Origin of the sequence: Massilia psychrophila, assembly GCF_002760665.1 — a bacterium.
Taxonomy (GTDB): Bacteria; Pseudomonadota; Gammaproteobacteria; order Burkholderiales; family Burkholderiaceae_D; genus JAFCUW01.
Genome location: NZ_PDOB01000051.1, coordinates 1 through 26,074 on the forward strand (window position 1 = coordinate 1; position 26,074 = coordinate 26,074).

21 protein-coding genes and 3 pseudogenes are annotated in these 26,074 nt (G+C 59.9%); 15 read left to right on the forward strand and 9 right to left on the reverse strand.

Translation table 11 applies throughout. The features are described 5' to 3' along the window. Together CR103_RS23910 and CR103_RS20290 are read right to left on the reverse strand one after the other, a co-directional pair. A partial coding sequence (locus tag CR103_RS23910) for a DUF6444 domain-containing protein (RefSeq protein ID WP_307719733.1) occupies positions 1-182 on the reverse strand: 182 nt, incomplete at its 3' end. Then, entirely contained in the window at positions 136-951 is an 816-nt protein-coding gene (locus tag CR103_RS20290) for an Arm DNA-binding domain-containing protein (RefSeq protein WP_099917733.1), read from the reverse strand. The genes CR103_RS23910 and CR103_RS20290, both read right to left, overlap by 47 nt. Here CR103_RS20290 and CR103_RS20295 point away from each other — a divergent pair. The 3 genes and pseudogenes from CR103_RS20295 (at position 877) to tnpC (ending at position 3,494) form a co-directional block, all read left to right on the forward strand. After that, a protein-coding gene (locus CR103_RS20295) for an IS5 family transposase (protein WP_229443710.1) occupies positions 877-1,637 on the forward strand; the annotation gives its coding sequence in 2 pieces (ribosomal slippage) (positions 877-1,206 and positions 1,209-1,637; 759 coding nt in all). The genes CR103_RS20290 and CR103_RS20295 overlap by 75 nt on opposite strands. An 18-nt stretch (positions 1,638-1,655) precedes the next feature. Continuing rightward, positions 1,656-1,865 (forward strand): annotated as a pseudogene (gene tnpB, locus CR103_RS24220) (IS66 family insertion sequence element accessory protein TnpB); the annotation flags it as partial. A gap of 105 nt (positions 1,866-1,970) precedes the next feature. Beyond that, positions 1,971-3,494 (forward strand): annotated as a pseudogene (gene tnpC / locus CR103_RS20305) (IS66 family transposase). 196 nt (positions 3,495-3,690) lie between these two features. Here tnpC and purT read toward each other — a convergent pair. Both purT and CR103_RS20315 read right to left on the reverse strand, forming a co-directional pair. After that, entirely contained in the window at positions 3,691-4,899 is a 1,209-nt protein-coding gene (purT, locus tag CR103_RS20310; protein ID WP_099917734.1) for a formate-dependent phosphoribosylglycinamide formyltransferase, read from the reverse strand. A 387-nt stretch (positions 4,900-5,286) separates the two neighbouring features. Continuing rightward, positions 5,287-6,552: an IS4 family transposase gene (locus CR103_RS20315; RefSeq protein WP_099917735.1), complete on the reverse strand. Its 1,266-nt coding sequence runs from the start codon at positions 6,550-6,552 to the stop codon at positions 5,287-5,289. 99 nt (positions 6,553-6,651) lie between these two features. On the opposite strand from CR103_RS20315, the pseudogene CR103_RS23915 reads away from it, so the two are divergent. The 4 genes and pseudogenes from CR103_RS23915 to CR103_RS20330 all read left to right on the forward strand — a co-directional run. Next, positions 6,652-6,909 (forward strand): annotated as a pseudogene (locus CR103_RS23915) (cupredoxin domain-containing protein); the annotation flags it as partial. 93 nt (positions 6,910-7,002) lie between these two features. After that, entirely contained in the window at positions 7,003-7,278 is a 276-nt protein-coding gene (locus tag CR103_RS23920; RefSeq protein ID WP_267874015.1) for a copper-binding protein, read from the forward strand. 180 nt (positions 7,279-7,458) lie between these two features. Next, positions 7,459-7,779: a four-helix bundle copper-binding protein gene (locus tag CR103_RS24405; RefSeq protein WP_502511431.1), complete on the forward strand. Its 321-nt coding sequence runs from the start codon at positions 7,459-7,461 to the stop codon at positions 7,777-7,779. A gap of 24 nt (positions 7,780-7,803) precedes the next feature. Beyond that, positions 7,804-8,229: a DUF305 domain-containing protein gene (locus CR103_RS20330; RefSeq protein WP_229443716.1), complete on the forward strand. Its 426-nt coding sequence runs from the start codon at positions 7,804-7,806 to the stop codon at positions 8,227-8,229. 276 nt (positions 8,230-8,505) lie between these two features. On the opposite strand, the gene CR103_RS20335 is transcribed toward CR103_RS20330, so the two are convergent. Beyond that, positions 8,506-8,949 (reverse strand): DUF411 domain-containing protein, encoded by a 444-nt coding sequence (locus CR103_RS20335; RefSeq protein WP_099917739.1) that lies wholly within the window; start codon positions 8,947-8,949, stop codon positions 8,506-8,508. Positions 8,950-9,434: 485 nt separating this feature from the next. On the opposite strand from CR103_RS20335, the gene CR103_RS20340 reads away from it, so the two are divergent. Next, positions 9,435-9,782 carry a hypothetical protein gene (locus CR103_RS20340; protein WP_099917740.1) on the forward strand — a complete coding sequence of 116 codons (348 nt, stop codon included), beginning with the start codon at positions 9,435-9,437 and terminating at the stop codon, positions 9,780-9,782. A gap of 237 nt (positions 9,783-10,019) precedes the next feature. Here CR103_RS20340 and CR103_RS20345 read toward each other — a convergent pair whose 3' ends face one another. Together CR103_RS20345 and ctaD are read right to left on the reverse strand one after the other, a co-directional pair. Next, a complete protein-coding gene (locus CR103_RS20345) occupies positions 10,020-10,469 on the reverse strand; it encodes a DUF2244 domain-containing protein (RefSeq protein WP_099917741.1) in 450 nt (149 codons plus the stop codon). A 9-nt stretch (positions 10,470-10,478) separates the two neighbouring features. Further along, complete coding sequence (ctaD, locus tag CR103_RS20350) at positions 10,479-12,092, reverse strand: cytochrome c oxidase subunit I (RefSeq protein ID WP_099917742.1); 1,614 nt, start codon at positions 12,090-12,092, stop codon at positions 10,479-10,481. 567 nt (positions 12,093-12,659) lie between these two features. Between ctaD and CR103_RS20355 the strand changes: the two genes are divergently transcribed. From CR103_RS20355 to CR103_RS20380, 7 genes are all read left to right on the forward strand, one after another. Next, on the forward strand, positions 12,660-13,913 hold the full coding sequence (locus tag CR103_RS20355; protein WP_099917749.1) for a metallophosphoesterase family protein: 1,254 nt from the start codon (positions 12,660-12,662) through the stop codon (positions 13,911-13,913). Between the two features lie 3 nt (positions 13,914-13,916). Continuing rightward, positions 13,917-17,363 (forward strand): YhaN family protein, encoded by a 3,447-nt coding sequence (locus tag CR103_RS20360; RefSeq protein WP_099917743.1) that lies wholly within the window; start codon positions 13,917-13,919, stop codon positions 17,361-17,363. Positions 17,364-17,624: 261 nt separating this feature from the next. After that, complete coding sequence (locus CR103_RS20365) at positions 17,625-17,921, forward strand: IS66 family transposase (protein WP_099917744.1); 297 nt, start codon at positions 17,625-17,627, stop codon at positions 17,919-17,921. Positions 17,922-18,524: 603 nt separating this feature from the next. Beyond that, positions 18,525-20,744: a multicopper oxidase family protein gene (locus CR103_RS20370; RefSeq protein ID WP_099917745.1), complete on the forward strand. Its 2,220-nt coding sequence runs from the start codon at positions 18,525-18,527 to the stop codon at positions 20,742-20,744. 193 nt (positions 20,745-20,937) lie between these two features. Next, positions 20,938-21,417, forward strand: coding sequence for a hypothetical protein (locus CR103_RS22275; protein WP_143752689.1), 480 nt, complete (start codon positions 20,938-20,940; stop codon positions 21,415-21,417). A gap of 46 nt (positions 21,418-21,463) precedes the next feature. Continuing rightward, a complete protein-coding gene (locus CR103_RS20375) occupies positions 21,464-22,456 on the forward strand; it encodes an SCO family protein (RefSeq protein ID WP_099917746.1) in 993 nt (330 codons plus the stop codon). A 314-nt stretch (positions 22,457-22,770) separates the two neighbouring features. Next, the gene (locus tag CR103_RS20380) at positions 22,771-23,613 is read left to right on the forward strand and encodes a PA4780 family RIO1-like protein kinase (RefSeq protein WP_099917747.1); all 843 of its coding nucleotides are present in this window, start codon (positions 22,771-22,773) and stop codon (positions 23,611-23,613) included. A 96-nt stretch (positions 23,614-23,709) separates the two neighbouring features. Here CR103_RS20380 and CR103_RS20385 read toward each other — a convergent pair whose 3' ends face one another. Together CR103_RS20385 and CR103_RS20390 are read right to left on the reverse strand one after the other, a co-directional pair. After that, positions 23,710-25,491, reverse strand: a complete 1,782-nt coding sequence (locus tag CR103_RS20385; protein ID WP_143752690.1) for a hypothetical protein — start codon at positions 25,489-25,491, stop codon at positions 23,710-23,712. Positions 25,492-25,775: 284 nt separating this feature from the next. Then, a partial coding sequence (locus CR103_RS20390) for an IS66 family transposase (protein WP_143752517.1) occupies positions 25,776-26,074 on the reverse strand: 299 nt, incomplete at its 5' end.

The following is a 26,074-nucleotide window of genomic DNA, read 5'->3' on the forward strand; positions in this document are numbered from 1 at the left end:
TTGACGAGTCCGTCGGAAGAAGGTGGCTTGCTGGAATTGCTCGAATTCTTGTCGACCTTCGTTTCCAGTGCCACCAGGCGGTCCCACAACGTCACGATAATGACTTCAAGCTCACCACGGGTGAGGTCGGTCAAATCAGGCGGGGACGGCTTTTTCTTCATGACCAGCATGATGGACCGCATCTATATTGTTTACAACCTTTTTCGCACGGTACGCCTCACGACTGAACAGTCGCTTTTCCCTTTTGGCGCGGGAAAGAGCCTTGTTAAGCGGCAAGATGTTGGCTTGAATAGTTTTTTGCTTTGTCGACATCGACGATATCCATTTTCGTATTTCGGCTGCGCAGATATCTCCAATCCGAATATTTTTCCATTTTGGAAGGATATGGGTCTTGGTCACATTACTATACTGATTAAAGCTGGACGGGGCCAGCGATTGCTGTCGGTCACTGAGGTAGTCTTTCATCAATTGCTCAACAGTTGTATTCCGAGGGTGTGCGGCCTCGAGAATTTTTCGACTCTCGGCCAATTTCCTCGCCTTTAGCGAATTGGGGAAGTATTCTTCGTAGTCAAAAATCCCCTTCGTAATGGCATTCAGGATCTCGCCACGGCGCCTAACAGCGTATTCCAGATTGTCTTTCGTTGTCGTGAGTTTTAATGTTTCCCTGTACTCAAAGTTATCACAATAGAAACTAAACCCGATTGACTCAGATCGCTTCCCTCGTCGGAACTGTATCCCAGGGGGAGCCACGAGTGGCTCTTGTACTTTTACTTTTGCACTTGCCTTCTTTACCTTTTTATTGGAGAGACTAGGGCCTGTCATCAATTGAATTGAACTCTCGAGGCTTCGTATGGTCAATCCTATCTTTGAACTGAGATGACAAAGCGTTATGAATTGCGGGATGATCAGCGGGAGAAGATCAAAGATTTGCTCCCGGGACGGGATGGGCATGTTGGCAGGACTTCGCGGGACAATCGTCTATTCGTTAACGCAGTGTTGTATCGCTATCGGTCAGGAGTTCCATGGCGGGATCTGCCAGAGCGCTTTGGCGACTTTCGCGTCGTTCATACCCGGCATTCACGCTGGAGTAGGAGCGGGGTGTGGAAACATATATTTCAGGTGCTGGCACAGGATGCCGACAATGAATACGCTATGATCGACTCGACGATTGTACGTGCTCATCAACATAGCGCAGGCGCGAAAAAAGGGGGGCTGCAGCTCATGCAATCGGTCGTAGCCGGGGTGGACTGAGCACCAAGATTCACGCTACGGTGGATGCCTTAGGCAATCCCACCGGATTTCACCTAACGCCAGGGCAAGCTCACGATCTTGAAGGCGCTGACGTGTTACTGCCTCAGACGCAGGGGGAACCCATGATCGCGGACAGGGCCTATGACGCCCAGGAACGGGTGATTACCCCTCTGGAGAATGCGAACAAAGGCATTGTTATCCCGTCGACCCGCTCTCGAAAGCAGGTCCGTGACTATGACCATCATATTTACCAAGCGCGCCATCTGATCGAAAATTTCTTCGCCAAGCTCAAGCAATATCGCGCGATCGCCACCCGCTACGACAAAACCGCCTGCACCTTCCTCGGAGGCATCCACTTGGCCGCTGCGGCTATTTGGCTTATTTGATGACGCGCCCTAGTCGAGCAGTCCCTAGGCCTTGATCCGTTCGGCAGTGCGTTGTACGTCTTCATCAACCGCGACCGCAACAAGATCAAGGTGCTGTACTGGCACCGCAACGGTTTCTGCCTGTGGCTCAAGCGCCTCGAAGCCGAGAAATTTGCGTGGCCGCGTGACGCCGACGGCGCCACGCAAGGGGTCACGCTGCAGCAATTCGAATGGCTGCTGGAAGGCTTCGATTTATGGCAGAAACCGCCCCATAAAACTCTGCATTTTAGTACCGTTTCATGGGGGAATTTGGTAAACTATGGCGTGCCATCCGCTACTGCCAAATCGTCCAATCTGCCACCGCGCTACAGCCTTCCAGAACTGGCTTTGCCGGCCGTGTTGCCGACCGACGCGGCGTCGTTGACGGCGCTTCTGCACTCGGTCATCGCCGCGCACAATGACATCAAGACGCAGGCGCTGAACCACATGCAGCACATGATGGAGCAGTTCATCCTGGCGCGCCACCGCATGTTCGGCGCCAGCTCGGAACAGTCGTCAGGCCAGGGCCGTTTGTTCGACGAGGCCGAGGCGCTGGCTGCTGGCTGCTGGCAGTGATGCGACGCATGACATGGCGCCGCTGCTGACCGACACCAAGGGTGAAGGCAAGGCCAGCACCAAACCGGCGCGCGGTAAGCGCAGCCCGCTTCCAACCGAGTTAGCTCGCGTCGATGTGTTACACGACGTGCCTGCCGCCGAACGCACCTGCCCGTGTGGCACGCCGATGGTGGAAATAGGCGAAGAAATCAGCGAGCAACTCGACCTGGTGCCGATGCAGGTGCGCGTGCTGCGTCACATCCGCAAGCGCTACGGCTGCCCTGGCAGCGTACACGCGCCGGTCACGGCGGCGTTGCCGCCGCAGCCCCTCCCAAAAAGCAACGCTAGCGCCGACTTGCTGGCCATGCTGCTGGTGGTCAAGTTCATCGACGGCCTGCCGCTGGCCCGCTTCGAATACGTGCTGGCGCGCTGGGTCATCGGCGCCGCCAGCGTGCTGCAACCTTTGCTCAACCTGATGCGCGACGCCCTGCTCGAAGGCCCATTCCTGCACGTCGATGAAACCGTGGTGCAGGTACTCAAGGAGCCCGGCAAGGCGCCGACTTCGAACAGCTATATGTGGGTGCAGACGGGTGGCCCGCCGGGGCGGCCGGTGGTGGTGTTTGACTATGATCCGAGCCGCAGCGGGCAGGTGCCTGTCCGCCTGTTGCACGACTATCGGGGTTACGTAATGACCGATGGCTACAGCGGCTACAACGAGCTGATGCGCACCGACGGCATTGAGCTGCTGGTGTGCTGGGCCCACGTACGCCGCCGTTTCGTCGAGGCCGTCAAGGTGCAGCCCAAGGGCAAGCGCGGGCTCGCCGACGAGGCGGTCGCATTGATCGGCAAGCTGTACGGCGTCGAGCGCGACCACAAGGACGCCAGCGACGACGCGCGCCTGCTGGCACGGCAACAGCACAGCCGCTGGCGGCGCTGCGCGCCTGGCTCGACAAGACGCTGCCTGGCGTGACGCCGAAGAGCGCGCTCGGCACGGCGCTGTCGTACCTGCGCGACTACTGGCCGCGCCTGACGCGCTACACGGAGCGCGGCGATCTGCCGATCGACAACAACCGCGCCGAAAACGCGATCCGTCCGTTCATCGTCGGCCGCAAGGCATGGCTGTTCAGTGACACGGTAGCCGGCGCAAATGCCAGCGCCGTCATCTACTCTGTGCTGGAGACGGCCAAGGCGAACGGAGTGGAACCTTACACATGGCTGCGGCGCGTGCTGCGAGACCTGCCTGCTGCGAAAACCGTGGATCAGGTTGAGTCGCTGCTGCCGTGAAATGTGAAGGATTTGCATAGCCTGGATTTAACCAGCGATTTGCCATCCTGAGTAGGCTGGGGTGCGTGGAGCTCTTACAATCGGCCGATTGCCACCCGCGCAGCGGGTGGCGGCGCGCGCCGTGGGCGCGCGGTTCCGATCCTAGCTGAAGGGTGCTTGGGTAGTCTTCGCCATTGCGCGTCCCGAGCCGGGCCCCTCAGGCCTTGACCGGGCGCACCAGTGCGGCCGCCTGCTTGGCGCGCGCTCGCGCCGTCTGCACGTCGTGCGCACGGGCCAGCATCACGCCCATACGGCGGCGCGCGAACGAGGCCGGTTTGCCGAACAGGCGCAGGTCGGTGCCCGGCACGCGCAGGGCTTCGGCCACGCCTTCGAAAGCGATGCCGGCTGCCTCGTGCTGGCCGTAGATCACGGCCGAGGCGCCCGGCGAGGCCAGGGCCACGTCCACCGGCAGGCCCAGGATGGCCTTGGCGTGCAGTTCGAATTGGCTCTGCACCTGGGTGGCCATGGTCACCATGCCCGTGTCGTGGGGGCGCGGGCTTACTTCGGAAAACCACACCATGTCGGCCTTGACGAACAGCTCCACGCCGAACACGCCCAGGCCGCCCAGGTTGTCCGTGACCAGGCCAGCGATGGCGCGCGCGCGCGCCAGCGCGGCCGGCTGCATCGGATGCGGCTGCCATGATTCGACATAGTCGCCGGCCACCTGGACATGGCCGATCGGTTCACAGTAGTGCGTCTGGACGTCGCCGTCGGCGCCGCGTGCGCGCACCGTCAGCAGCGTGATCTCGTAGTCGAAATCGATGAAGCCTTCGACGATGACGCGGCCGGCGTCGACCCGCCCGGCGGAAGCGGCGTGCTCCCAGGCAGCGGCGACGTCGGCCGGGCCGTCGAGCTTGGACTGGCCCTTGCCCGACGAGGACATGACCGGCTTGACGATGCAGGGGAAGCCGATCTCGGCGCATGCCGCGTCCAGTTCGGCCAGCGAGGCGGCAAAGCGGTACGGCGAGGTGGCCACGCCCAGGTCTTCGGCGGCCAGGCGGCGGATGCCTTCGCGGTTCATGGTCAGCAAGGCTGCGCGCGCGGTTGGCACGCAGGTGATCTTGCCGGTCTGTTCCAGTTCGGCGAGCGTGGCGGTGGCGATCGCCTCGATCTCGGGCACCACCAGGGCGGGTTGTTCCAGCGCGATCAGGGCGGCCAGCGCGGCGCCGTCGGTCATGTCGATCACGTGGGCGCGGTGGGCGACCTGGTGGCCGGGCGCGTTCGGGTAGCGGTCTACGGCGATGACTTCGATGCCGAGACGCTGCAGCGAGATGATGACTTCCTTGCCGAGTTCGCCCGAGCCGAGCAGCATGACCTTGATGGCGGAAGGGGAGAGCGGGGTACCGAAAACGCGGGGCTGGTTCATGGGAGGCGGGCCAGAGTAGGTGAAAAAACGGGAAAGCCCACATTGTAATGCCTGGCCGCGCTCTTGCGTAGCCCTCGACCTTGCGGCACATGCGCCCGGTAAGGGCCCTATCGATATCGTTACCGGGAGACTGGTGGCAAGCCACTTCGCGGGTCAGTATCAGGTAGACCAGCCGGATCATTTTGCGCGCCAGGGCGACGATCGCATTTTTGCGCGTCATATGTTAGCCCAGCGGGCACTATGCAGCAGATTTTTGTTCGCGAGGTTACGATCCCCGGCTTCGTCGAGCTAATCGTGGTGCCGGCCGTGTGGCAGTGTGGTATCGCTGATTAACTTTCTCTGGCGGAATTAGGGGGGGGGGAATCAATCCACCCAAGTTAAGCCATTTCAGCAGTTTTTCTGGCTCATGTTCTTGTGCGGTTTTTGGCCTGGGTTTCGTGGTTTCGAGAGATTTTGACGGTGTTGATAGGTCCGCCCGGCGATCAGGTCGAGCAAATTTCTGAGCAGTGCCGCAACCTTTCTGCCTATTTTTGCGCCAAGCAGAAGCGTCGGTAGCAAGGGCTTGAGCGCTGTGTGCGCATAGGCGTGGTTGACGCGTCTGGTCTCGGGCAGATCGGCGTCGGCGTGGGCGGTCAGGGCGACGAGGGCCTGCAAATTATCGCAGACGATCTTGGCGGCGACATCCTGGGCCACGGCCTGCTGCGTCAATCCGGTGACATGCTCCAGACTGAGCCGATGCTTCAATCTTTTAAACGCCTCTTCGATTCCCCAGCGCTTATGGTAGAGCTCGGCGAAGCAGTTGGCCGAGAAAAGCTTGTCGTCGAACAAGTTGGTCATCAACACGCGCTGTTCGCCGCTGGGCGAAGTATTGCGCACCAGACGCACACGCTGCGGTTTGTTCGAACACTCGTAGTCCAGTGCGTCGCGCTTGTTAGGCGCTGGCAGCATGACGACCTGTTCGATCGCCCCGGAACGCATGAACGTGCGTACGCAGGTGAAGCCACTGGCATTGTCGACGCGCATGCAGAACTTGATGGCACGGTCGTTGAGCACGGCAACGAGCCAACGGCAGACATAGCCGCGGTCGAGCAATAGCAAGTCGTCCGGCGACAGTCGGTCGAGGTGTTCAAACAGGAACTGGCGTTCGCCGCATTCGTGGACGTTGTGCAGGGAGGCAGCGAGCATCAGGTCAGGCCCTGGAAGGAACAAGCCGAACAGGATCTGGTCAGCCAGCGCGGCGCGTTTAACATGGCTGGCACGCAGACCGAAACGCATCGTCGACGCGTCGGCGGCAACCAGGCGCAGTCCGTGCCAGCGCGGCACGAACCGGTCCTGCTCGGCGCGCGCAATGAGCCAGTCGTTGAGACGGGGAATGGCCGTCAGGGACAGCTTTGCACGCGCCTGGGCGAACGCCTGCTCGGACACCTCGTGGACCAACTGAGCTTGCTGGCGCAAATGGCCGAAGAAGGTGTCCAGTTCGGCCTGGACGCTCATGCGCATGCGCATGCCCGTGAGCATGAGCGTGACCAGCGTCGCCAAAGGCAATTTCCGGGAACGTGAGAACGCTGTCGGATGGTCGACATGACGGGCGTCGTGGACCGATGGTATGTCGCCTGAACGAACATGTTCGGGGCCGAATCGGCAACCTGACAATGCCGCCCTGTGTCAGGATAGATGTCGCGTCATTTGATTCACATTAACCGTACCCGGGGGCGGCGCAAAGGCATGCAGTGAAATGTTGTTCAGCACAGTCCAAGTCAGATCAAGGTCAAGCGCGGTGACACGATCCGGTTCGTCAAGAACAGCGACAAGGTCAAACATGAAATGGTCTTGGGTTCGGTCAAGGAGCTCAAAGAGCACGCTGAAATGACGTGCAAGATGCCGGAAATAGAGCGCGCGGACGAGAACATGGTATCGCTCGAACCTGGAAAGTCTGGCGAACTGATCCGGAAATTTTCTAAAGCGGGCAAGGTCGACTTTGCCTGTCTCCAGCCGGACCATTTCGAGGCTGGCATTGTTGCCAATACGCCTGGTAGCGGCCCGTTGTGGCGTGTCGTGACGGCTGAATGCCGCACGGCGAAACCTGGTTATAAAGGAGTTGAAATGAAAAACGTTTTTAAATTGTTGCTGGTTTTGGCAACGACTGCCACGATCCCCTTGGCCTCATTTGGCGCTGACGGAACGAATCCTTTTAAGGAATCCATTGACAAGGATGCCGGGGAGATGACGATCGAGCACGGCCCTCTGGCCAACCTCGATATAGCCGGTATGACGATGGTCTTTCGGGCAAAGGACGCTGCCGTGCTCGATCAAGTCAAGTTCAACGTCGAGAAGCTTAACGGCGCAATGACCGAGAGCGCGCTTGAAGCCGTCAAGTAACTTTGAAAGGGTCGTGAGTTTGATGGCGACCGTTCAATGGCTTGGCGCGTCAGCGCGTCAGGCGTTTGTAGCGGGCAGTTTTTCTAATGCCGAGTAGGCGATGTGAGCTGTCCCGTCCTCACACTGAATCACCCATTACGAGGATCTAAAATGCATACTCATACTATGTCGCAAGACGAAATGAAAGCTTGTATTGACGCGTGTACGAATTGTCATCACACATGCCTGCAAATGGCGATGAACCACTGTCTCCGGGTCGGCGGTAATCATGTCGAGCAAGGCCACTTCACTCTGATGATGGACTGTGCCCGGATATGCGAGACATCTGTCCACTTGCAGTTGAGCGGCTCATCCTTTAGCGCCGAACTGTGCGACGTGTGCGCCCAGGTATGCGACGCTTGTGCAGACAGCTGCGAGCGTCTAGATGGGATGGACGCTTGTGTGGCCGCGTGCCGTGCATGCGCCGAAAGTTGCCGTGCAATGGCCAAAGCCGTTCACTAACCCACATATAACGAGGAGTACAGCATGGAACTAGTAAAAAAACATAGCAAATCCATCGCGACGATGCGCCGTCTGATGTTGACGGCAGTCATTGCATCGGCTGCAATCGCTGGGCATAGTGCCGTTTCCGCACAAACGCCCATGGCAGGCCACCAAGGTATGGCTCAAGGCGATGCCAAAAGCACCGTCCAGAATCCAATGAAAATGCACGCGGCCATGGAAGAGATGAACAAGAAGATGGCGGCGATGAAGATGACGGGCAAGGCAGATGTCGACTTTGCCATGATGATGGTGGCACACCATCAGTCGGCGATCGACATGGCCAAGGCGGAACTGGAATCCGGCAAAGACCCCGTAATGCTCAAGATGGCAAGGAAGATTATTGCTGCGCAAACGAAGGAAGTCGCGCAGTTGGAAGCTTGGTTGAAGAAGAATCCTCACGCAATGTGATCAGGAGTGCCGCCTTCCTCTTGCAACGTTGAGGACAGGCGGCATCGCGTTCGAGAGCAGGTCGTTGAGAGCTCTGCGGACCATGAGTCGGCCACCGGAGACGGCCCCACTTCCGCAGACGGGAAGGACGATGTTCTTCTCGTCCGACAGCGCTTACGAAGTACGAAGCGAGCGGCAACGTCAGGGCCGTGGAATTGATTACCCAGATATCGCCCGCAGCAGGGCGGCACATCCTGCTCAACGGGCGCCACACCTTCCAAAGCGGCGGCAAGACAATTATTTGTAGTGCTTATACACCGACGTGCTGCCGTCCGCTTTTACCAGCAGGACATCGAACGGATCCTTGCGCGGGCCTTCCATGCCGGGCGAGCCAAGCGGCATGGCTGGTACTGCGAGGCCTTTGGCTTTTGGCTTGGCGGCAAGCAGGCGCGTCACATCGGCAGCAGGGACATGCCCTTCGATCGCGTAGCCGCCCACTGTCGCCGTATGGCAAGAGCCTAACTGTTTCGGGATGCCGAATTTTTCGCGGTAGTCCGACGGGTTGTCGACATCGTGCGTCCTGACCGTGAAACCGTTGTTTTTCATGTGCTTTACCCATTCGCCGCAGCAGCCGCAACTGGCGCTTTTGTAGACATCGACGATAGGCATGGCGGCGTGCGCCAACACGGGAAGGAAGACGGCGCCGGCCAGAAATAAATTGGCAATGGTTCGATTGATCATGTTCTGCTCCTTGTGTGGAATGAAACTAAAAGTTTACTTGGCCTTGCGTGACGATCAGTGGACGTGCACGGTTCGGCACTTCCCGCCTTGTTTTTCCGGCACCGTGGTTTCGGTGCCAAAGACGTGAGGCGGTTTGCCGTTCGAAATGCGCTCGTATTCTTGTGGTGTAAATATAGTCCCATCCGCGTGCGTCGCTGGTGCAACCATCTCGGTAAGATTTTACTCCCATGAAGCCAAACGGATGCCATGCCGCCGAATTTTCCAGGGTCTCCCGCTACTTCGTCAGCTTGCTGCGGGCCAGCAGTAGCACCGACGCGGGGCTGTTCGTTCATCAACATCCGTGCTTCACATCTATCGCAAGTATGATATTTTTGCATCAAGCTGGCGAGCGCGCTGCCGGGCCGGTTCACCGCGATTGCCCTTATGAGCCCGATAGCGGATAACCGATAGCGGGTAATACAAGCAGTATTTCCAATCCTGTTCTCATGACGGACGAAAAACGCGACAAGATCTACCCTGCACGTACCCGCCGGCTGCGGCTGCGGCTGCGCATTGACATCGCGCCGATGACCTTCACTATCGCGGCGCTGACGGTGCCGGCGCTGATCGAGCAGGTCTCGAGCCCGATCGAGCAAGAGCCGGCCCTGCGCGCGCACGTGGTGAAGTTCTTTGCCAGCTATCGGCTGACCGGCTTTCTCGCGGCGGCGGTGCGCGACTTGCAATACGATGCGCTGATGATGCTGTGCTATGAAGAGTTCGAAAGCCGCGTGCTGGTGCCGCTGGTGTATGGCCGGGCGCTGCGCTTGCGTCTTCACTGGTGCTGTTTGCCTTGATTGCCGGCGGCACGCTGGCCGGTATCCTCGGCGCTCTGCTGGCCTTGCCGCTGGCCAGGCGGGCGCTGTCGCACTCGAGATATCGCAAGCAAGAAAGAAGGTCGAAGGGGAATCGCACGACAAGCCGGGCCAGGCTGGATGGCGGTCCGGAAAAAACAGGTGTTTGGCCTGCTGGCGCGCCATTAGAAATCGTGCGATTTAAGATCGCACGACCGGCTGGATAACGCAAGCGCGCCATCAGGCAAGATATGACGTCGAACGCAGTGCGCTGCGCAATTCGTCGGCGACCCTGTGGCGCACAGTTTCCGACACAAATCTGCCAAGCTCGACTTTGACGCCGCGGGACGCCAGCCCGATCAGGCGTTGCCGGCGCGTGGGCGGGGCGATACTGGTCCAGTATGGGTCGAGCCGGATGCACTGCGTCCGGCCGGCCTGGATGCGCTCGATCAGCAGGCAGTCCGCGCTGAGCGCGATGCGTTCGCGGTCGCCGGCGTGGCGCGCCCAGTGGCGCACGGCGAGAGCGACCCCGGCCATCTCAATTGCCGCGAAGACCGACACAAACCAGAAACCGCGCCAGGCGAACACCAGGCTGAGCACCGCCATGGCCGCGCCGAGGCATCCGTACACCTTCGCCGACCGGTGCGGTGTCATCGAACAATTGCGTTGCAATAGCCATTCGCGCTGCATGTCGCCTGCTCACTTCACCAGGGGCGGGGTATCGAAGGTGTGGAACGGCGCGGGGCTGGGCACGGTCCATTCGAGCCCTTCGGCGCCATCCCATGGCTTGGCGGCGGCTTTCGGACCGCCGCGGATGTTTGGAATAACGATGAAGAACAAGAAGTAGACCTGGGTTAGCCCGAACATGAGGGCGGCGACCGAAGTAAAGGCATGGAGGTCGGTAAACTGCGCCGCATAATCGGCGTAGCGCCGCGGCATGCCGGCCAGGCCCAGGAAGTGCATCGGGAAAAAGGTCAGGTTAACCCAGACCAGCGAATTCCAGAAGTGGAATTTGCCGCGCCATTCGTTGTACATGTGGCCGGTCCATTTCGGCGCCCAGAAATAGTAGCCGGCGAACAGGGCGAACAGCGAACCGGCCACCAGCACGTAATGGAAGTGGGCGACGACGTAGTAGGTGTCGTGCACCTGGATGTCGATCGGCGCCAACGACAACAATACGCCCGACAGGCCGCCGATGGTGAAAACCCACAGGAAGCCGACGGCAAACAGCATCGGCGTTTCGAACGTGAGCGAACCGCGCCACATGGTAGCAACCCAGTTGAACACCTTGACCCCGGTCGGCACCGCGACGAGCAAGGTGGAAAACATGAAGAACAGCTGGGCCATGACTGGCATGCCGGTGGCAAACATGTGATGGGCCCAGACGATGAACGACAGGATGGCGATGGCGGCGGTGGCGTACACCATGGAGGCGTAGCCGAACAGCGGCTTGCGTGAAAACGCCGGGATAATGTGCGAGATCATGCCGAAACCGGGCAAGATCATGATGTAGACCTCGGGGTGGCCGAAAAACCAGAAAATATGCTGGAACATGACCGGGTCGCCGCCGCCGGCTGCATTGAAGAAGGTCGTGCCGAAGTGGCGGTCGGTGAGCAGCATGGTGACCGCGGTGGCCAGCACCGGCATGACGGCGATCAGCAAATAGGCGGTGATCAGCCAGGTCCAGCAGAACATCGGCATTTTCATCAGGTGCATGCCGGGGGCGCGCATGTTGAGGATGGTCGTAATGATGTTGATGGCGCCCATGATCGACGAGGCGCCCAGCAGGTGGATGGCGAAGATCGCCAGGTCCATGCCGAAGCCCATTTGCAGCGACAGCGGAGGATACAGGGTCCAGCCGGAAGCGGTGGCGCCGCCGCTGGTGAAAAACGAGGCTATCAGCATGACCGCGGCCGGCGGCAGCAGCCAGAATGAAAAATTGTTCATGCGCGCGAACGCCATGTCGGAGGCGCCGATCTGCAACGGCACCATCCAGTTGGCGAAGCCCACAAAAGCCGGCATGATGGCGCCGAACACCATGATCAAGCCGTGCATGGTGACAAACTGGTTATAGAGCTCGGGCTGGAAAAACTGCAGGCTGGGCTGGAACAGTTCGAGCCGGATGAACAGTGCGAGGACGCCGCCGGTCATGAACATGATCAGTGAGAACCACAGGTACAAGCTGCCGATGTCCTTGTGGTTGGTGCCATACAGCCAGCGACGCCAGCCGTGCGGGTGGGCGTGCAGCTCAGTGTCGGCGTGCTCGACGCGGGCAGCGTGGCCGGGGCTGCCGGCGCCGGGGATTGCGCTCATTGGTCTCTCCGACAAAGGTGAGTGACAGCGGTGACTATAGCGTCCCCTTACGCCGGCACGATTGCCGCGGGTTTGCTCATTTGAGTGGAATCAATTCGCTTACAAGCTTTGGGAACTTTTTATACTTCCCTTTTTTGCAGCCGCCCCGGAAGTGCTGGCAACTACTTCCGTCCGGCCGCGCCGCGGCGCACCAGCGCAAGGGCGATCAGCGCGAGGGGACGGCATGGACGGGGGGGCGGGGGTGGCGACTGCTGCTGGCAACGGCAAACGATAGTTACTTCTCGTATAAGTTTTGAAGTACATAGCGCAAAAATAGGCAGAGTCAAGTGTTGTTTATTTATCCAGAGGTAACATAAATTTCATGGCGACAATAATATCGGCGTTAACATAGTGAAGTGGCGATATAAATGCTGCTGATTGGATACGATTTTTCGTCCACCGCGCGCGGCCAACAACGAATCGAAGTGGTTTCTCGGACGCGTCCAATCACGTAGAATGGTCGGCCATCGGCGCCCGGCGCCGAACCAAGAGCTCGACTACAATTTCACGACAAGCGAACATGCAAACATGCGATTCATCCACGCCGCCGACATTCACCTCGACAGCCCGCTGACCGGGCTGGCCGCCTACCCGGACGCCCCGGCCGAGCTGCTGCGCACCGCCACCCGCGACGCTTTTGCCAACCTGGTGACGGTGGCCATCGAAGAAAAAATCGATTTCCTGATCATCGCCGGCGACCTCTACGACGGCAACTGGAAGGATTTCAATACAGGCATCTTTTTTTCCAGCCAGATGGGGCGGTTAAAAGTGGCGGCAATCCCCGTTTATTTGCTTTATGGAAATCATGATGCCGATAGCGAGATGACCAGGACGCTGTCGCTGCCGGACAATGTGCACCGCTTCCCGAGCAACAAGGCCGCTACTTTCCGCTTGCCGGGGCTGAAAGTCGCGCTGCATGGGCGCAGCTTCAAGGATGCCGCCACCACCGACAACCTGGCCGTCAATTATCCCGATCCGGTGGCGGGCTGGCTGAACATCGGCGTGCTGCACACCGCGCTGGAGGGCAATAGCGCGCATGCCCATTACGCACCATGCTCGATTGCCGAACTGGAAGCGCGCGGCTACCAGTACTGGGCGCTCGGCCATGTCCATGAGTACAAGCTCTGGCGCGGCGACTGCGTCATCGCCTTTCCCGGCAACCTGCAGGGCCGCCATATCCGCGAGGCCGGTCCGCGCGGGGCGCTGCTGGTGAGCTTTGAAAACGCCGAGATCGGCACCGTCGACCGGTTGCTCGTCGACGTGCTGCGCTGGCACGCCCTCGAGGTCGACGTCGCGCCGGCAGACAGCCTGGCCGAAGCGGTGCGCCTGGCCGGGCGCGCGCTCGAGCAACTGGTCGAGAAATCGGGCGTCTTGCCGCTGGTGGTGCGCGTCACGCTCACCGGGGCATCAAAGGCCCATGGCGAACTGTTTGGCCTGGAAACGCAACTGCGCGCCGAAGTGCTGGCCCACGCCGCCAGCATCGGCAGCGAGCGCTTGTGGATCGAAAAACTGCGGCTCGATACGTCGCCGCACGCCTTGGCGGGCGACGTCACGGCCCGCCTCGATGCGGTGGCCGATTTGCAGGCGCTGTTGTCCGCGGCCGAGTTCGACCCGGTGTTCATGAAAAGTCTGGAAGAGGACCTGATGCAATTGATCGGCAAACTGCCGCTGGAAGTCATCGACGCGCTGGCCTCGGTCAGGTCGGTGCGCGCCGGCGAGACGCGCGCGCTGGTGCGCGCAATCGGCCCGGCCCTGCTCGATTACGTGGCAAAGGCGGGTTGACCCATGCGTCTCGACCGTCTTGACCTGATCCGTTTCGGAAAATTTACTGGCCGCGCCCTCGATTTTCCGCTCGCCGAGCGCGACTTTCACGTTATTGTCGGCCCCAACGAGGCCGGCAAGTCCACCGTTCGCGCGGCCATCCTCGACCTGCTGTACGGCATTCCGAAAAACACCAGTCACGCCTTCATCCACGCCATGCCGGAACTGCGGCTGGGCGGCGCCATCAGCCACGCCGGCGCGGCGTTCGAGTTTGGCCGGGTCAAGGGCAACAAGCAAACCCTGCGCTGCCCCGCCGACAAGGTGCTGGCCGATACCGCGCTCGACGCCTTCCTCGGCGCCACCGACCGCGATTTTTTTTCGCAAATGTTCGGTTTGAACCATGAACGGCTGGTCAAGGGCGGCGACAGCATCCTGTCGGCGTCGGACGACCTCGGCCAGGTCTTGTTCCAGTCGGCGGCCGGCATCGGCAACCTGGGCGCCGTGCGCGAGGCGCTCGAAGCCGAGGCCGACAAGCTGTGGACCAAGCGCAAATCCGGCGAGCGCGCTTACTATATAGCGGCGGACGACCTTGAGCGCGCCAGGGCCGCGCTCAAGAATGCCACCGTGCGCACCAAGGACTGGTCCGAAGCGCAGCACAAGCTGGCGGCGCTCGATTGCGAACTGGCACAGGCGCGCCTGGATCACCTTGCAGTAAAGGCGAGACGCAACCTGCTCGAGCGGGTGCGGCGGGTCAAGCCGCAGATGGATGCACTGGCCGAGATTGCCGCCCAGATGGCGGCACACGCCGAGGCGCCCGAATTGGCCGCATCGGCAGCCAGGACGCTGACCGAGGCGCAGCGCGATATCGCCGGCGCCGAGGCCGGCATCGCCCACGCCGAGCCGTCGCTGGCAGCAGCGACAGAGGCGGTCGCGGCCATCAAGGTCGATGAGCGGATGCGCGAACTGGGCACCGAAATCAACGAGCTCAACGAAAGTCGGCTCGCGCTGCGCGCCCATCCGGCCAATATGGCGCGCCTGCAGGCCGAGCTCGAGGCGCAGTGGGCCGTCGCGGTGGGCGTCGCCGCGCAGCTGGAGTGGGATGCGTCGCGCGAGGACCTGTTGCGCGCGCGCGTGCCAGGCCAGGCCGTGGCTGCGGAGCTGGAACGGCTGATCCGCAGCCACGCGGCGCTGCAGCAGCAAGTGACGGCTGCCGGGCGGGCGCAACAGGCCAAGCTCGGCGAATTAACACGCGCGCGCGCGGCGATGGCGGCGCTGCCGGCCTTTGAGGTAAATGCGGGCTTGAAGTTTGCACTTGGCCAGACGCAGAAGTTGGGCGACTTCGACGCCGTCAGGGCTCAAAGGCAAGAACAGGTCGAGCAAAAAGAGGCGGTGGCGCACTCTGCCTTCGAGGCGCTCGGCGCGTGGCGGCGCGACGAGGCGGCGCTGCGCGCAATCACTGCGCCCTCGACGCAAGTGGTAGCCGCTTTTACCAAAGACCAGCTGGCCGACGAGGCCGAAGCGCGCGCCGCCAGCGCCCAGGTGCGCTCGCTGGACGGGCAGCTTGCCCGGCTCGAGCTCGAGATGGCCCAGTTCCGTGAAACCCACCAACCGGTCAGCCGCGAGCAGGTGCGCGACGCGCGCAGTGAGCGCGATGCGACCTGGGCAAGATTGAAGGCCGATGGCGCCGCGCTGCCGGCGCACGCAGGCGACTACGAAAAATTAGTTGAAGGCGCCGACGCACTGGCCGACACCCGCCACGACAAGGTACAGCTCGACAGCGAGCTGCAGTCGAAGCAGCAGCAGCAGCAAAGGCTTGGTTTGGACCGCTGCGCCGCCAAAGCCGACGTCGCCCGCCTGGCCGACGCTGCCCGGGAGCGCGCCGCCAGGTGGGCCGGTTTTGCCCGCGACTGCGGCTTGCCCGAGTTGCCGCATCAATCTGCCCCCGGCTGGCTCGACGCGCGCGAGCGCGCGCTCGACGCGGCGCAGGCACTGGCCGACGTCAGGCGTGCCGCCGCGAGCCATGCGGCGCTGTGCGAGGCCGGCCGGCAAGCGCTGGCGCGCGAGTTGGCCAACGAGTCGGCCGATGACGCTTTGGCGGTGCTTGTATTGCGCGCCGACGCCATCGTCAGCGCGATGACCGAGGCCAGCGGGCAGCGGCGCACGCTGGCCAGGCAGGTCGACGACGCCGAGACGGCGCTGCAGTCGCTGAGCGAGTCGATGGCGCTTGCACAGGGCGAATTCGACGACTGGCGCCAGCGCTGGACCGACACGCTGGCCCTGGCCGATCTGTGGCCGCATACCGAGCTGGCCATGGTCGAAGGCGTGCTGGTATGGGTGAAAAAAATCGACGAAAGTCTGGCGGCGATGCGAAAAATCCGCGTCGAGCACATCGACATGATGCAGGCCGAGTTCAACGCCCAGGCTGCGCAAGCGCGCGCGCTGGCCGAACGCGTTTGCCTCGAACTGGCCGACGCGCCGGCCGACGAGATTGCGCTTGAATTGATGGTCAGGCTGGGCGCGGCCAACGCGGCCCACGCCGAGCTGACGCGCCAGCAGGAAGTCATCGCGGCCGTTGGCGCCACACTGGAACAGGCGATTGTGCGGCGCGACCAGGCCCAGGCCAGCCTGGCGCCGCTGTTCGAGCGTGCCAGAGTTGTCGATACGATCGCGCTGGCCGACGCCATCGAGCGCTCCGACCAGGTGCGCCGGCTGCGGCTTGACGCCGCCGGCTTTGACCGGACGATCCGCGACGGCGGCGACGGCCTGTCGGTCAAGCAACTGCGCGCCGAAGCCGAAACCATCGACATGGCCGCGCTGATGGGCGAACTCGACGAACTGACCGGCCGCGATGCGCAACTGGTCGAGGCCTTGAGCGAGCTGGCCGTCAGGCGCCAGGGGGCGGCGCTGGCGCTCGGGCTGATCGGCGGCGTGGTGGACGCTGCCCGCGCCGAAGGCCAGCGCCAGGAAGCGCTGGCCAAGATGGCCGAAACGGTCGAACGCTATCTCAAGGTGACCATCGGCGCGCGCCTGCTCAAATGGTCGATCGACCAGTACCGCGAGATCAAGCAGGGGCCGATGCTGCAACTGGCGGGCCAAATATTTTCCAGTCTGACGCTCGATTCCTTCGAGCGGCTGACGGTCGACTTCGACAGCGTTCCGCTCAAGCTGCAAGGGCGTCGGCCAAACGGCAGCACTGTCGATATCGACGGCCTCTCCGAAGGCACACGCGATCAGCTCTACCTGTCGCTGCGCCTCGCCGCACTCGACATGCACCTGGGCCAGGCGCACGTGCTGCCGTTCATCGCTGACGATTTGTTCATCAACTTCGACGACCGCCGCAGCGTGGCCGGTTTGCGCGCGCTCGGCGAGCTGTCGCGCAAAACCCAGGTCATGTTTTTGACCCATAACGACCATATTTTGCCGATGCTGACCGAGGTATTCGGCAAGCACGTCAATATCGTCAGGCTCTAAAGCTTGGTACAGGTGCACAATCGCCCGGTCCAGGTACTTGCCCGACACTGCCACTTCACCAGGGTACAGGGCGGCGTCGAGGCGCAGGCGGGTGAGGATGGCGGCCTTGCCGCGCGCTCGATCAGCTTGACGGGACGCCATTTGCGCTGCAGTCAATAGCGTTCCGAGAAAACAGTACGGAGCAGAACGGCAAGGCTCAGCAGCGTTTGGCTCAGGGAGTTTGCGCAACGCGCAGGCCGACCCAGCGCAAACCGTAACTGTTTGCACATCGCCGTCAACGAGACGCATACCTGGTACGGCGTGGACGGCAAGCAATCCACCACGGTCAACTTGCTGCGCCGCTTCCGCCAGCACGGCGACGCCGTCTTGCGCTTCGTCGGCAACTTTGCGGTCCCGTTCAGCAACAACACGGCCGAACGTACAGTCCGCACGTTCGATGGCGCCGAGTATTTCTGCGTCATCCGCTGCCGCCTCGATACGCTGTGCAAGCAAGGCCGCAACATGCTTGCCGTGTTGCAGCATGCCTTCGGCGGTACTGTTAACCAGTCAGCCGCATAGCGGCTCACTGGTTACGGCAAACCAACCTCTTTGCCTTTTTCAAATCCTCTTGGCGGCCCTTGGCGCGGTCTTCGCATTACGCCTATACCCGATCGTGTCGTCCCGTGTGAACCCGTAGATATTGTGACGCCAACGTCTCATCGACAATCCCGGCCGACGCCGGCTTTACGCCGGCGCCGATTATCTGACCCGGGTCAAAATCCGGCAATCTTTCTAAAGATCTTTCTCTCGCGATAGAGCTGTAACGCGCGGAACAGCACTAACAATCAGCGTGACGCCAAAATGAGATCGATTCGCATTTACTTAAGGTGACATTCGCCGCTACCACTGCAATAGTTAGCCAATGGCAATGGATTCGGCATGTGTGCTCTCTATGTCCATATTTATGGATAAATTAAACCAGCGAATTACTACGATTTTTCCATGGCCGGTTGAGAAAAACTACCAGAGTGATTGGTCTGCTCTATCAAGATATTATGTGTGTATTATCTTAATGAATGCTGAGCATTAATTTTATTAGATTTAATAATTAAATTTTAGTGACCGATCATGTTTAAGTTTGATATTTATCAAACTCGAATAAGCGACCATTGTTAGTCTTGTGTGAACAAAAAGCGCGATGCTTTTTCCGAAAAACTTTTGGTACAAGAGGATGAAATGTTTTTATCGAAAAGTTCTACCCCACAACAATTGCGCGAAGCAGTCAAGGCAAAAAATAACCGGCAAGAAATAATTACCGCATTTTCTCAAGGAACAGTTTCCCGGCGCGATTTAATTAAATGGGGGCTGTTTACTGGCGCTGGTGCGCTGGCCTGGAAGAACGGGCTGAACCCACTTGTTGGTAACGCGAACGCCGCCATTCCTACCGGCATACCGTCGAGTCCGCTATTCGGCGCGGTCAAATTTTCCCAGCCCATGCCGCGCTTTGATGTCATGCAACGCAAAGCGGTTAGTGCACTGACGCCGGCGCCTACCGTGCAGGCCAATATAACCCAAAAAGCGGTGCCTGCCATATTGGGCGGTGGCACGGGTCCGGTCGAAGGGCGTCCTCCCGGAGCAATATGGGCTCATCAAAAATATGACCAGTTCGCACCCAAGGTGGCTGTCGAAACCGTGACCAAAGGGGTGGGGACCAACAACAGTTACAATCCGCAGGTGTCGTCAAGCTTAAATAGCGGCATTGACCCGGCAGCGCCGATCGCCCCTCGTTTTCACCCCCGCATGCCGATACAAAACGCGAATTCGATGTGGACTTACGGCGGCACTGCGCCGCCCAAACTGTTGCTCGGCCGTTATGGTGAACCAATCTTGTTTCGCCAACATAATGGCTTGTCGGCGGACGTACGGCAAAATGGCGGGTTCGGTCGCCATACCCTCTCCACCCACGAGCATAACGGCCATCATGGCGCCGAAAATGACGGATTTGCCGGTGCCTTTTTCTTTCCGGGCCAATTCTACGATTATCACTGGCCGATCGTCCATGCCGGCCTCAATAGCATCAATACGACCGCGACCGACCCGCGCGCCGGTGCACCCGATGGCAATGGCGGCATCACCCGGCTGCCGGGCGATTGGCGCGAAACGATGAGCACCCATTGGTTTCACGACCATGCGTTCAGCTTCACATCGCAAAACTCGTACAAGGGCATTGCCGGTGCGCTCAATCTGTACAGTTCCCTCGATCGCGGCAATGAAGCGATCAACGACGGGGTTAATTTGCGACTGCCAAGCGGTAAGGCAAAGGACTGGGGCAATCTCGACTACGACGTCAACCTCGTGATCAGCGATAAAGCATTCGACCAGAGCGGCCAGCTTACCTTCGATATTTTTGATTTCAACGGCTTTCTCGGTGACGTCATGACGGTCAATCTCGCAAGTCATCCTTATTTCGAAGTAGAACGACGCAAGTACCGTTTCCGCTTGCTCAATGGTTCGGTGTCGCGGTTTTTGAAACTTGCGCTCAGCGATGCGTCGCCAATGATACAGATCGCTAACGACGGCAACCTGTTGCCGCGCCCGGTGGTGTTGACCGAACTGGACCAGCAGGGTACTGCCGAACGGTACGACATCGTCATCGACTTTTCCCGGTATAGCGCCGGCACCCGGGTGCACCTGGTGAACCTGGCCGAGCACAATGACGGCAGGAGAGTGGCCAAGGACCTGTCGATCGCCGAAGCGGTATCGGGCCTGTCAAGCGATCCGTGCGTGGGCAGGTTGCTGGAATTTCGCATCGCGCGCGACGCGGCGTATCCAGACTTGAGCCTGGTGCCGGCAGTGCTGATTCCCAATCCCGACCTGTCCGCCATTCCGATTTCACGCACGCGTGATTTCGAGTTCGGCAGCGGAGCAAACCAGCCGAGCACGTCGGTCACGGCGGACGTCGGGAAATGGGGAATCAAGACCGACGGCGGCGCCTTGCTCGCTGCCGACTACGGCCGGGTCACCGCTGCACCCAGGGCCGGCACGCGCGAAGTGTGGAATTTGAGGAATAACAACGGCGGGGCAGATCATCCGATCCACATTCACTTCGAAGAGGGCCAGATTCTCTCGCGCGACGGCAGTGCGGCCAATGTTCCGCCTTGGGAAAGAGGCAGGAAAGACGTTTACCGCTTGCGCCCGGGCGGGAGCATGCAGATCACGATTCAGTTTCGTGACTGGGGCGGCATGTTCATGCAACACTGCCACAACAGCGTGCACGAGGACCATGCCATGCTGATGCGTTGGGAAACCAATGCGTTGGGAAGCACTGATTTGGTTCCCTTGCCTACGCCAGTACCGACACCCCAGGGCGTCAAGTTTCAGGCTGCAACCCGCCTAACTTAAATTGTGGATATCCAAGGCTTGGGCCGGCACGCCACGGTGTGCTTGGCCTGCGCAAGATTCTCACGACAGGGAACTGGGCGGTGGCGAGCACATTTGCCCGAAGCCCTGTTTGCTTTCTAATTTAGTTCACGTAGTTCTTACGTTTAAACGCTGATTATTCGCTCCATCAATTTATCCGACACCGAGGTGATTCATGAATACCTATTTTGTGCAACGGTCGTTTTTACGTTGCGTCCAACAGGCAGCCATTGCTGTTGCAATCATTGCCACGGCAGCACCAGCTATAGCAGCACCACCACAAAAAATGTCCGTTGTCGTACGTGATACTGTGCGTGGCGAAACAGAAAACATCGTATTTTCTGGCCTGATCCTCATTACCGGCACAGTCATCGAAAATGCGGTAGTCGACGGACCGAATATGATTCAGCTTTTGGTCGATTTTAGCGGGGTAAGCGGCATTGGCGTGACGACAGGCAAAAAGTATGTGACAAGCGCGCAAGCCATTTTGCACCGGCCACTCGTTGCACTCGATACGATCCAAACAAGTTTCCCATTTTATAGTGATAATCAGCTCGCCAGGACGCGTACTGCGTTCGCTGCTCTTTCGGTATCGTATTCGCCCAATGCGATTATTTCCGTCACTTCAAAGCTGACGGCGCCGACACCTTATTAATTTTTTTGCGTAAAAATGCCTAAATGGTAGACAGGAAATGTAACTCATGCAAGCACGATATGATTACGCGCAGCGTAAGGCCGTTGCGATGTTAGGTGTGCTGGCGCTGGTAGCAGGCGGCGCCTTGGCGTCGCCAAAATGGGGAGCGGACTATTTCCCCAACACCGTGCTGACAACCCAGGATGGTAAAAAAGTACGTTTTTATGACGATCTGCTGAAGGGGAAATCAGTTGCTGTTAATATTATTTATACCAGTTGTGTAGATGAATGTCCGCTTGAAACAGCTCGCATGGCAGAGGTGCAACGTTTACTCGGGGACAAAATGGGGAAAGACATTTTTTTCTACTCGATCAGTATCGATCCGGAGCATGACACGCCGAAGGTTTTGAAGGAGTATGCAAAAAAATTTGGCGTTGGTCCAGGGTGGTTGTTCCTGACCGGGAACAAGGACGAAATCAAGGTTTTGGTCAAGAAGCTTGGCCTGTCCCGTAGCAGCGATGCGTCCAACAAGGATGGGCACGCGAGCAGCCTGATGGTTGGTATCGAGCCCAGCGGGCAGTGGATGCGTAACTCTGCTGTGGATAATCCCCGCTTTCTTGCAACCACCATCAGCAACTTTAACGGCTGGAAAAATCCGGTTTCGGTTGCCGACTATGCCGACGCCAAACCGCTCACCATCAGCAGGGCGCAAGCCACCTTCGAAAGCCGGTGTTCGGCGTGTCACACAATCGGAGGAGGCGACCGGATCGGTCCCGACTTGAAGGGTGTTACCGAACGTCGCGACCCGGCATGGCTGGCGCGCTACATCAGGGAGCCGGACAAAGTGCGTGCCGAAGGGGACCCGACTGCGGCCATGCTACACGTTAAATACAACCGTGTAGGAATGCCAAATTTGCGGCTGGCCAATGAGGACGTCACAATGTTGATCGCGTATCTTGAAGCGCAAGGCGGTACGCTCGCACCCAAGTCCGCTACAAAGGCAACGGCGGCAGAACAAAAGGGGGGGCACGCCGCTCATCAGCATCACCACAAGCCTTAAATAAGCGGCAACACGATCGTTATCCTGCCGGGCGACGCAGACCCGGCGGGAATTGTGCGTCCGGTGTCAACTGCTCCTCGGTTCTGCACCTATCCGAGTACTGAGCCGCTAAAAGCGTTAGCCGGTGCAGCCGGCTAACGCAGCTGATCGATTTCGCCAGCCTCATCAACCGGACGCGCCGCAGCCCGTGAGCGCCGTCTGGGGTAAAATGCGCCCGCGCGCACTGCAGACGCCATCCCGCGGCCAGGCCGCTACGCCAATCACTTACCTTGAGAAGGGCGCACCGGCCTTTGCGCCGTTGTCTCGTATTACCCATGAAAACCCCAAAAAGACTCCAGCCTCTGGTTGACGAAGGACTTATCGACGAAGTGTCGCGCCAGCTCATGAGCGGCAAGGAAGCGATCGTCTACGTGGTGCGCTGCGGCGACGAGGTGCGCTGTGCCAAGGTTTATAAGGAAGCGAACCAGCGCAGCTTCCACCAGGCGGTTGCCTACCAGGAAGGGCGGCGGGTCAAGAACAGCCGCCAGGCGCGCGCGATGGAGAAAGGCACGCGCTATGGGCGCAAGATGGCCGAGGAAGTGTGGCAGAACGCCGAAGTGGACGCCTTGTACCGACTCGCTGCGGCTGGCGTGAGGGTGCCGACGCCGTATATCTGTTTCGAAGGCGTGCTGCTGATGGAACTGGTCACCGGTGCCGACGGCAACGCCGCGCCGCGGCTGAACGACGTGCCGCTCGAGCCGGAACTGGCGCGCGAATACCACACGGCGCTGTTGCGCCAAGTGGTGCTGATGCTGTGCGCCGGCGTGATTCACGGCGATCTGTCCGAGTACAACATACTGGTCGATGCGAACGGCCCGGTGATCATCGACCTGCCGCAGGCAATCGATGCGGCCGGCAGTTCGGTGGCGGGCGCGATGCTCGAACGCGACGTCAGCAACCTGGCCACTTTTTTCGGCGCCGTCCTGCCCGAACTGCTCGGCAGCCAATATGGCGAAGAGATCTGGAACCTGTACCAGGCCGGCGTGCTGACGGCCGAATCAAAGCTGACCGGCCGCGTGGCCGCACCCGAAACGCCGGCCGACGTCGGCGCCGTGATCCGCGAAATCGCGCTTGCGCGCGAAGAGGAAGAGGACCGGGTCGCGTATTCCGGCGCCTGAAGGCAAGCAAACCGCCCGCCAGCCGCCAGCACGATCCTGCTGACGGGCCAGTAATGACGGTCGCCGCAGTCAAGCCGCAGCGACTGGCGCCATCGGTCAGGGGATGGCGATTGCGGTGTCGCCTGGAGCCGGACAGCCTGTCATGCCCGGGCCTCCGGCCTCGCCGAACTCGGAAACCGTCACGCCAAAGCGGTCGCCGTTGCCGTTGGTAGAAAGCCAGGCCAGCGCGCGGCCCTGCCCTGCGACAGCGAGTTGCTTTTCGACTTCGTTGAGTCCCGTGTAGATGGCGCGCCACTCATCGCCTGCGCCCGTGCGCAGCAAATTGCCAGCGCCGCCAAGGACGTTTTGGACACGCCCTCCAATTGTGTCAGCACGGATATCCCGGCGCCCGATGCGGGTAGCGACGAGGTCCGGATTGGCAATGCGCTGTTCCATAAATTCTAATGGAAGAGCGGCGCCGCTATCCGACGCGGTGCCGTTGACCTGCAGCCCGCCGTTGGCTGTGATGAACGCCGGCCTGGTAACCGCCGCATTGACCACCCGCTGAGTCTGTCCTGAAGAAAAAGACGCGTTTTCAACCCTCAACACATCGACGACATCGCCGGCGATGATGTTCGGCGTTTGCCCGCTCCAGCATACGCCGCCAGGGTGGTTGACTTCAAATACGCCTCCCTTGGCGACGATGCCACGCGCTGTGCCGATGACCGGTTTGTCACTGGTTCCCCTGCGAACGACAACTTGCAGTTCGGTGCCTGCCGGAAATCCTTCGATCGAGATGAAGTCACGCTCCGGAAACACGGTGACATCTTTCAGCGACGGCTGATTAGCCTGAAAGGAAGCGTCGAGCAGAGCGGTCGGGATGTAGCGAACGGGCGGGTTTGGGGCTGTCGCACCAATGACACCGGTAGACCCCTGTGGGCAACCGGCAATACCTGGACCACCGATTTCACCTACCTCGTAGATGGTCATGCCGAGCCGGTCGCCAGCCCCGGTGGTCTGCTGCCACCCCAAGACACGCGTCTGCCCCGCAACGGCCAGCAGCCGTTCCTCCGGGTTCAAGCCCCTGAAGGTGGCAGTGAAAGAAGTTCCACTTGCTAAATCATAGGCGAGCGTGCCGCTAGAACCGGGAACTGGTCTATTTTGGGGGCCATTGATGCGCCCGCCGGCACTGTCGGCCCGGATGTCGCGCCTGGAAATGCGGCTGGTCGGCGGATCGATGAATTCAGGGTTGACGATCCGAACTTCGAGTCGGTTCAATGGAATTCGACTACCGTTGGGCAGTATGGCGTTGCCCTTGACCACCACGGTGTCGTTGCCGGTTTCAAAGGCTTGCGCCGCCGTGACGTTTTGCGTGTTGGTCGCCGCGCCGGAGTCCTTCACCGGAGGCGGCACGAGATTTCGGTTATTGGCGGTATCCCGGTACGTGATCCGTACCGTGTCGCCTGCGACAATGTCTGGCGTAATATTTCTCCAACATACGCCTCCCGGATGGTTTACCTCGATCGAGCCGGTCGCGTTTGTGCGCCCGACGGCATCGCTGATCACTCCGCTGCGTCTCACTTGTACCAGCACGTCGGCATTTTTCGCAAAACCCGCCATCGACGTGAAGTCGCGCGAGGGGAAGACAGTGACCTCCATCGGCAAAAGTGGCGGATTACTGATGGTGGTTTGCGCCGACGCCATGCCTGATGCAAGGATCGTTACAGTCGCTGCAACGGTAGCCAGTACAACCGCGCAAGCGCGTGATTTATGCATGGCCTGCTGGGGTAACGGCGGCACAAGGCGCGCAACGAGATGAGGGTGATTTGTGATATTCATGCCATATTCCTCGACTAGATTGATTAATAAACCGTCCTTGGATCTTGCTGCGGCGGTCATGCCAGGTTCTATTGATGCGCAGGGCGCAGTTCAGACTGCATCGAGCGTTGCAACAACATTTACGAAGATCCGCGGCGCTTGAGGTAACTGTGTTAATAATGATGGTGATGTTCCTCTAGATCGTGATTTTTTTCAGATTTTGCCGGGAGTTAGCGGCAGATGAATTATTTTATCGAACTTCTGCAACAAATATTCTCGACAATACGAGCAGCCTCGCCGCAACGTTATTGTTGAGCGGCGCCGGATTTATCGCTGACCAAAGGGAATAGGTGACTATTTAGCCGCTATGCAGCGAGCCGAATTGGATCGCCATTGAAGGCGCGCCGCAAGACGTCGAGCATGCCGTGGCCTTGTTTGCGCAGCGTGTCGAGGCAGGAGCGGATGACGCAGAAATTCTCGGCGCCGAGTACGGTACGGAAGCAGCCGGATATCTTCTGCTTCACTTTGGGCATACGCACGGCACGCTCACCGATATTGTTCGTGAACGGGACGGCGTGGTCAGCGATGAACAACAGAACGGCATCAGCGTAGAGCCGGAAGCGTTTGAGCAGGTTAAAAGCGACGGACTGCTTGACCGGCCCTC

What these genes read in the sequence shown, in the direction of transcription:
- CR103_RS20290 (WP_099917733.1), bottom strand. Translation starts at nt 951, where the DNA reads ATGCCCATCCCGTCCCGGGAGCAAATCTTTGATCTTCTCCCGCTGATC.
- purT (WP_099917734.1), bottom strand. Translation starts at nt 4,899, where the DNA reads ATGAACCAGCCCCGCGTTTTCGGTACCCCGCTCTCCCCTTCCGCCATC.
- CR103_RS23920 (WP_267874015.1), top strand. Translation starts at nt 7,003, where the DNA reads ATGAAAAACGTTTTTAAATTGTTGCTGGTTTTGGCAACGACTGCCACG.
- CR103_RS24405 (WP_502511431.1), top strand. Translation starts at nt 7,459, where the DNA reads ATGAAAGCTTGTATTGACGCGTGTACGAATTGTCATCACACATGCCTG.
- CR103_RS20330 (WP_229443716.1), top strand. Translation starts at nt 7,804, where the DNA reads ATGGAACTAGTAAAAAAACATAGCAAATCCATCGCGACGATGCGCCGT.
- CR103_RS20335 (WP_099917739.1), bottom strand. Translation starts at nt 8,949, where the DNA reads ATGATCAATCGAACCATTGCCAATTTATTTCTGGCCGGCGCCGTCTTC.
- CR103_RS20340 (WP_099917740.1), top strand. Translation starts at nt 9,435, where the DNA reads ATGACGGACGAAAAACGCGACAAGATCTACCCTGCACGTACCCGCCGG.
- CR103_RS20345 (WP_099917741.1), bottom strand. Translation starts at nt 10,469, where the DNA reads ATGCAGCGCGAATGGCTATTGCAACGCAATTGTTCGATGACACCGCAC.
- ctaD (WP_099917742.1), bottom strand. Translation starts at nt 12,092, where the DNA reads ATGAGCGCAATCCCCGGCGCCGGCAGCCCCGGCCACGCTGCCCGCGTC.
- CR103_RS20355 (WP_099917749.1), top strand. Translation starts at nt 12,660, where the DNA reads ATGCGATTCATCCACGCCGCCGACATTCACCTCGACAGCCCGCTGACC.
- CR103_RS20360 (WP_099917743.1), top strand. Translation starts at nt 13,917, where the DNA reads ATGCGTCTCGACCGTCTTGACCTGATCCGTTTCGGAAAATTTACTGGC.
- CR103_RS22275 (WP_143752689.1), top strand. Translation starts at nt 20,938, where the DNA reads ATGAATACCTATTTTGTGCAACGGTCGTTTTTACGTTGCGTCCAACAG.
- CR103_RS20375 (WP_099917746.1), top strand. Translation starts at nt 21,464, where the DNA reads ATGCAAGCACGATATGATTACGCGCAGCGTAAGGCCGTTGCGATGTTA.
- CR103_RS20380 (WP_099917747.1), top strand. Translation starts at nt 22,771, where the DNA reads ATGAAAACCCCAAAAAGACTCCAGCCTCTGGTTGACGAAGGACTTATC.
- CR103_RS20385 (WP_143752690.1), bottom strand. Translation starts at nt 25,491, where the DNA reads ATGACCGCCGCAGCAAGATCCAAGGACGGTTTATTAATCAATCTAGTC.